Source organism: Planktotalea sp. (assembly GCF_039984035.1).
Lineage (GTDB): Bacteria > Pseudomonadota > Alphaproteobacteria > Rhodobacterales > Rhodobacteraceae > Planktotalea.
The window spans coordinates 1-6,800 of record NZ_JBDWVM010000065.1; the positions used below are offsets into that span (position 1 = coordinate 1).

General features: G+C 51.6%; 4 protein-coding genes. 3 read left to right on the forward strand and 1 reads right to left on the reverse strand.

The window, feature by feature from the left end; all coding sequences use genetic code 11:
• The coding region (locus tag ABJQ89_RS02845) for a VCBS domain-containing protein (RefSeq protein WP_348494759.1) at positions 1 to 2,825 on the reverse strand (2,825 nt) is incomplete at its 3' end.
• Between the two features lie 211 nt (positions 2,826 to 3,036).
• Between ABJQ89_RS02845 and ABJQ89_RS02850 the strand changes: the two genes are divergently transcribed.
• The 3 genes from ABJQ89_RS02850 to ABJQ89_RS02860 all read left to right on the forward strand — a co-directional run.
• Positions 3,037 to 3,681: a response regulator transcription factor gene (locus ABJQ89_RS02850; protein WP_348494760.1), complete on the forward strand. Its 645-nt coding sequence runs from the start codon at positions 3,037 to 3,039 to the stop codon at positions 3,679 to 3,681.
• Positions 3,682 to 3,740: 59 nt separating this feature from the next.
• Complete coding sequence (locus ABJQ89_RS02855) at positions 3,741 to 5,480, forward strand: ATP-binding protein (protein ID WP_348494762.1); 1,740 nt, start codon at positions 3,741 to 3,743, stop codon at positions 5,478 to 5,480.
• A 264-nt stretch (positions 5,481 to 5,744) separates the two neighbouring features.
• The coding region (locus ABJQ89_RS02860) for a tetratricopeptide repeat protein (RefSeq protein ID WP_348494761.1) at positions 5,745 to 6,800 on the forward strand (1,056 nt) is incomplete at its 3' end.

The following is a 6,800-nucleotide window of genomic DNA, read 5'->3' on the forward strand; positions in this document are numbered from 1 at the left end:
GCAAGGCCATGTTCGTCTGTTGCTGTCACCGTGAAAGAGTATTGCCCACTTAATGCATTGTCATGTCCGGAAAGCGGCTGAAGAACTCCGTCGATCACCGTAAAGCGTGCATCTAAACCAGATACAGAGATCGTCAGATCATCGGTGCGATCATCGCTAAAGAGGCTCGCCAGATCAAAGGCGATGTCTTCGCTTCGAAGGCTCCCTGTTGTGCCCAATAGCGGCGTCGTAGTGCCTGTGAAGACCGGAGCTTCATTCGCATCGAGGACAGAGACGATATCCCATGCCGCAACGCCAGCCGCGCCTATAACGGTAAAGCTTTGGCCATCATCGCTGGTGAACACTTTGTTGCCGCCGCTGTCCCGCGCGGTCCAAAGGCCTGTCGCTGCGGCGAAGGTGATGGTGTCGGTGCCTTGCGCCCAGTCGTGAATTGCAGCGTTCTTTACTGAACCTTGAAAGGTTAAGGTGTCTTCATCATTGTCGCTGCCAAGGCGAATTGTGAGATTTTCGGCATTGTCACCAAAGGTGATTTGATCGCGCCCCGTGCCTGCTTGAACCTCCACAGTCCCATTTGTCCGGCCTGCATGACTGCCGAAGGTGATTTCATCGTTGCCAACGCCAGCATCAACAAAAACCTCTCCGTGGGTCTCTGCAGCCTTGGTCCCAAAACGGATCACATCTGCGCCGCCTAGCAACCCGCTTGAGTCACCAAATACGTGAACAATGCCATTGTCAGCCGCTGCGGACGCACCAAAGCTGATCTCATCATCTCCAAGTCTGCCTAAAACCTCCAATTCTCCATAAGTGCCTGCTGCAAAATCTCCAAATGTCAGCATGTCATCGCCAGATCCACCGTCAATTACAACCTCGGCGAAGTTAGCGGTATTCCCACCGAAGTCTGCGATATCATCGCCTGACATAAGTGAAATGAATGATTTGGAGTGAGCGCTCCCACGCCAATCTCCAAATGTCACGATATCCGCACTGTTTGAGCCTTGGAAGTTACCGCTGAGATGAAGATTAATCTGATGATCAACTGCGATGGACAGCTGAACAAGCTGGCTTGTGTTTTGTCCGCTCGTGTCCGTTGCGGTTACCGTGACATAGTGGACTCTTGCATCGGTAGTTGTGAATGGTCTGGACACTTGCGTCAGCACACCATCCGTCACTGACAGATGTGCTGGCAGGCCTGTGACCGAAATGCTCAGATCATCGCCCATATCGTCTGAAAATAGCGTCGCCAGATCAAACGGGGCTTGAGGACCTGCGCGATTGCCTTCTGCGCCGATGGTGACAATATCCCCGCCGACATAAAGCGGCGCGGGTCCATCATCAGCGCCGTCGATAGTGACTGTGATCTCGGTTTCGACCCCATCGGCGGTGATGGCGGTAAAGCTATCGGTCAGGCTTTCGCCAGCGTTAAGGGTCTGAACAGCGGTTTGGTTGTTGACTGCGTTATAGCTCCAGCTGCCATCGGTATTGAGCGTAAAATGGCCAAGTCCAGCGCTGCCGAGGACGCCCGATTGCGCCGTGAAACTGCCGCTGCCGCGATAGCCCGCGACTATTTCGATTTGGCCGGTTGCCTCAAGTTGGGGCGCTGCATCTTCGCTGACCTGCGCGTCGGTGCCTCCCGTGATGATGACCTGCTTGCGGGCATCCAAGAACCGTTTGTTTCCATCATCGTCCGTGATTTCGCGGTAAAGGAGCGTGCCGTTGTCCGCAAAGACTGATTGGATGCTTTGCCAATTTTTGACGTCAGCAAGGTCGAGTTGCGTTCGGCTCTCAATAATCCCGACCGAAAAATTAACCGTTTCGCGCATCCCATTGTCGTATTCAGTGACTTTAGACGATGGAAGCCCTGCGGCATCATAGGTCCAATCTTGTCGGGCCCAGTTATATTGATCGTTTTGGTCTAAGACGCTTTTTGACGTCTGCGTGCCTGCATCAAAATTGCGTGTAATAACGCGCCCGTCGTCCATTGTTCTGGTTTCTGTCGCCAAGCGACCGGCGGTGTCATATGTCTTTGATTGCGTCGCCCAATTGTGAGCATCATCAACATCGGTCAGCTGGAGCGTTGCCTGCACGCCATCTGTAAACTGCTTATCGCTTTCAACACCATCGTCGAAAACAACTCGCTTATTCTGGAGCTGCCCCGTGCCATCATATTGGGACGTGACGGTTTCCCATGCAAAGCGGTCCATGTTATCGTGTTGCACAACGCTTTTTGATATTGGCCCGACTGCCGCAAGCACGGTTTCGACGACCCCTGAATCAAAAGTGGTCGTTACCGAAATCAATTTGCCCGTGGCATCATCATAATCGAAAAAGCGCGTGTCCCAATCATAAGCACTTGCAGTGTCAGTCAGCGTACTGGCGGTGCGCACGCCGTCATCATATGACGTCATAGACGTGCGGCCATCATCATAATTGATCTGATAGGATGTAATTTGCCCTGAGCTATCAAATAGCTTTGTCTTTGTCGTGAAACCGAAGTTATCGTCTACATCGGCAATCACTTGGCTGGATTGCACGTTGTTATTGAATGTTTTCATGATGCTTTGCCCATCATCAAGCGTCACAGTTTTGGTCGTGATGTACCCCGTGCTGGGATCTTTGCTCGTTGTCTTTAGAGACCAAACCACTTGGTTGTTCGGATCGCTCCAGTCGGTTTGTGTGGTAACACCATCTGTCAATGTCTCGGCGCGCACCTGACCGTCATCAAAGGTGGTCTGTCGAGAGATCAAGAACCCGAAGGCATCGAATACCGAAACGCGTTGCGCCCAAGCAAAGGTGTTATCTATGTCTTCTTCTAAAATATTTTGCATCGTAATGAATATTGCGCAAAACGTTATTTCCACGCTTGGGCTGTTTCTTTTGCCTAACGCTTCGCGCTCTTTCTCTCAGGTTACGTCCATCGGATCGGAAACTGAAAAGAGCTTAAGTCTGTTGGATTAGCCAAACAATGTGTGGATTCACACCATCCGCGCCATTTAGGTATGGTATAGATAACCCGATTAACTTTGCATGAGGCTTATTTTGAGACCCCATACTGTTCTCGTTGTCGAAGACAGACCTTCGATCGCAGCGCACCTTGAGAAGGCAATCCTTGCGACTGAAGGCTTGTCTCACGTAGGCACTGTGGGAACGGTCGATCAGGGCGTGGACCTGCTTTATACGCGCAAGCCACGATTGGTCTTGGTCGATCTAGGTCTGCCAGATGGATCGGGTTTAGAAATCGTTCGGGCGTGTACCGCCGCTGATTGGAACGTTGACAGTCTCGTTGTGTCTATATTCGGGGACGAAGATCGGGTCGTGGACGCAATTCAAGCTGGTGCGGCAGGTTACGTTCTAAAGGGTGGCGATTTGGGCACAATTGGCGCTGATATTCAAAGCGTCCTTGATGGAGGTAGCCCAATCAGCCCCGCAATTGCGCGTCACCTATTGGGCGTGTTCAAGCGACGTGTGGTGCCCAGCGGCGAAGCGTTGCGGTCAGACCTTTCTGATCGCGAAGTCGAAATTTTGCGTGCTGTTTCGCGAGGTTTCAAGCGGCACGAGATTGCTCAACAGCTTGGGATCACATCAGGTACGGTAGGCAATCACATCACACGGATTTATCGAAAACTGGAAGTGTCGTCCAACATTGAAGCTGTTGTGCATGCAGCAAAGATTGGCGTGATTTGAAGCGACTTTCTGCAAAAATCATGATTGTCATTGCTCTATGGAGCGCCGTTTTGTTGACGATGCTTTTTGGCTTGAACGTCGGCCGCATAGCGCCAATTTCCGGAGCGCAACTTTTAAATGCTGGTTCGGTTTGCGAAGATGTAGACTGCGCTGAGCAATCCCCGATCACGCTACCTTGGTTCTCAAAAGTAGCTTTCAGCGCAGAGCCAACATCGGTCACGCTTTCCTTTGATTTTGCGTTGCGCTTGCCGCCCGACCAACCCCAAGCGCTATACTTTCCAAAATTTGCGGACAATCTGTCTGTGCGGCTGAATGGCGTTGATATCCGCAAAATGGACCCGTCACAGCGGCTTTGGAACACACCGCTTTTGGTGCCCGTGAACGAGACGCTTTTTAAAGCCTCGGCAAATGTGCTCGAAATCGAACTGAGCGGCCGATTGTCAGAGGGGCTGGATTTGCAACCATTCTATGTTGGTCCAGAAGCCATACTCTATCGCTCATGGGCTGTTCGTACGTATCTCGGGCCAGAAATGGCGCGATTGGCCATGGTTTTGATGATTGTTTTCGGCGTTGCTTTGCTGGCATTGTGGACAACCCAGCGCAATGAAAAGGCCTTTCTTTGGCTTGGCTTGTCATGCTTTTGTGCCTGCATATTCTTGGCGCATTACGGTCTGCGCACAACGTTTCTGCCTTATAAGGTTTGGACCGGAACTTGGATGTTGTCGGTCGGGCTTTACGTGTTTCTGATTATGCAGTTTGAGTTTGCCTTGCTGCGCCTGAATTACCCACGATTGACACGCGCTTTTGCATTTACGTTAGGGGCAGCCGCGGTAACGAAAATTCTCGCACCGGCAGATTATACGTTTCACCTTAGCCTTGCATTTAACCTTGCAACAATTGTCTTTGCGTTCTCTGTCCTTTGCATCATTTACATCCACCGCGTTTTGATTGGGCGCATGGATTTCACCATCTTTTTTATCTGCCTGTCTCTATCAATGACGCTGGGGTTGAACGATTTGATCGCTCACATGATGCCAAATCCTATACGAACAATGCACCTGTTTCATGTGATGCCAATTATTATGGTTCTGTCTTGTCTTTGGCTGATCATTGGCCGCGCTATTCAGGCGATCCGCAGTCAGGCAGACATGGTCGCTGATCAAACCCGGATCATCGAAGAAAAAAGCGCTGAGCTACATGATAGTTTTGCGCGCCTTGCAGAAGTTGACCGGATGCAAGCAATTGCGAAAGAACGAGCTCGTATTACGTCGGATTTGCATGACGGTATCGGCAGCCATCTTGTGAGCACGCTCAGTTATATCCGCGATCAGGACATTGAAGACCAAACCTTGGTTTCCGCGCTCGAAGACGCATTGAGGGAGCTGTCGCTTTTGGTGGATTCGGTCAGCAATGACGGTGATGTCGTCTCACTTTTGGGCATGTTGCGGTTGCGCCTCGAAGGGTTGCTGGCGCAAAATGGACTACAGTTCGATTGGCGGATCGAAAGTGATCCAAAGGTGGATCACTTGGACGGCGCGGCGAGCTTGCATATCGCGCGGATCGTTCAAGAAGCAATAAGCAATGCGATCAAGCATTCAGGTGCCAGCACCATTACCGTGCATGCAACGACCACGTCTATCTCTGTCACAGACAATGGTAGAGGGTTCGATGTGGAAGCCCGCAAAGCAGTTGGATATGGCTTAGAAAGCATACGGCAAAGGGCTCAGCAAATTGGCATTTCACTGAAAATTGTTTCGACTTCGGAGGGGACGTCGGTTCGTCTGTGTCTCCAGCCATAACCCCGCCAAAGAGTTTTCGCACCAGCGGCAACTGTCTGGTTCGGTTCATCTGAGCACGTCACGTCCTTGGGGGAAACCTGAGTAAAGTTGCAATTTTTTTAAGCAAATCCGGATATGTAACAGATTTTTGACAGAGCGTTTTCGTTAATGCGACGGGCCGCTCTTTTTTTCGACGGAAAAGGATGCCACGGCCGTTTAACAGTTGAGCGCGCAACCTTTGGGTGTGCCGGTCCTTTGACGATTTTAGCAACAGTGAACAAGCCAATGATCCAAACGGCCCTCGAAAACGGGAAATATGAAGTAATCGGACTTTTGAAGTCCCGGCGCGCAAAGCAAGCGGCGCGCTTGGCTAAAACCTTGGTCACGAAATCGCCCAAGGATCCATCGCTGAGATTTTTGTCGGGTTTGGTTTGTTTGTCCCAAGACAACAAAACGATGGCAGCAAAGCACTTCTCGAATGCGATCAAACTAGGGTCCAAGGACGTTGCAGCTTTTACCAATCTTGCCACGTTGCAAATGTCGATGAAGGCGTCGAAGGCGGCTGACAAAACACTGGCGCTCGCGGTGAAGACGTTTGGCGACGATAATTTCCAAGTGCTTCACCTTATGGCCATGCTGCGTATGGAAGAGGGACAAACCGCCGAAGCGTTAGAGCTTGCTGAGAAATGCATTGCGCTGGAGGGAACGCGCGTTGAGGCGTGGGTGTTTAAGGGGCGGATTTTGCGCAGTCAGGGGCATCTGTTCGACGCGATCGAGAGCTTTCAAACAGCGATGAGCCTTGCTCCGGACAGCATCGACAGCCTTGTTAATTTGAGTTGGTTGTTCGCCTTTACCAATCAGAACGAAGAGGCGTTGCGGATCACCGAAGATGCGGTGAAGTGTCTGCCGAATAGTATGAATTTACGTGCTCAGCTTGCTCAGCGTTACACCGAAGCAGGGCGTTTTGACGATGCGATTGAGATGTTTCACTCGCTTTGCGGTACCCCCGAATATCGGCCAATGGCGCTGAGAGTGTTGGCGCAGATTTCGCCAGAAGGGGCGCTACCCGATCTGATCGCGCGCGCTGCGAAGGCTGTTCGAACCACCAAAGACGCCGAAGCCCTTGGCCAGCTTCATCTGGCTATGCATATGGCGCATCAACGTTCCGCCGCCTCGGACGCGAAGAAGCTCAGCCTTGGGACGGCGAATGGGTTTCTTGCGCGTGCGCGGCCCTATTCCAGTCAAGATGACGAAGCCTATCACGCTGCGATAAAAGCCACATATGACGCGGAGATGGAAGTGAGTGCAGGGCAAAGCGACAGAGGTGCGCCTGTTCCGATC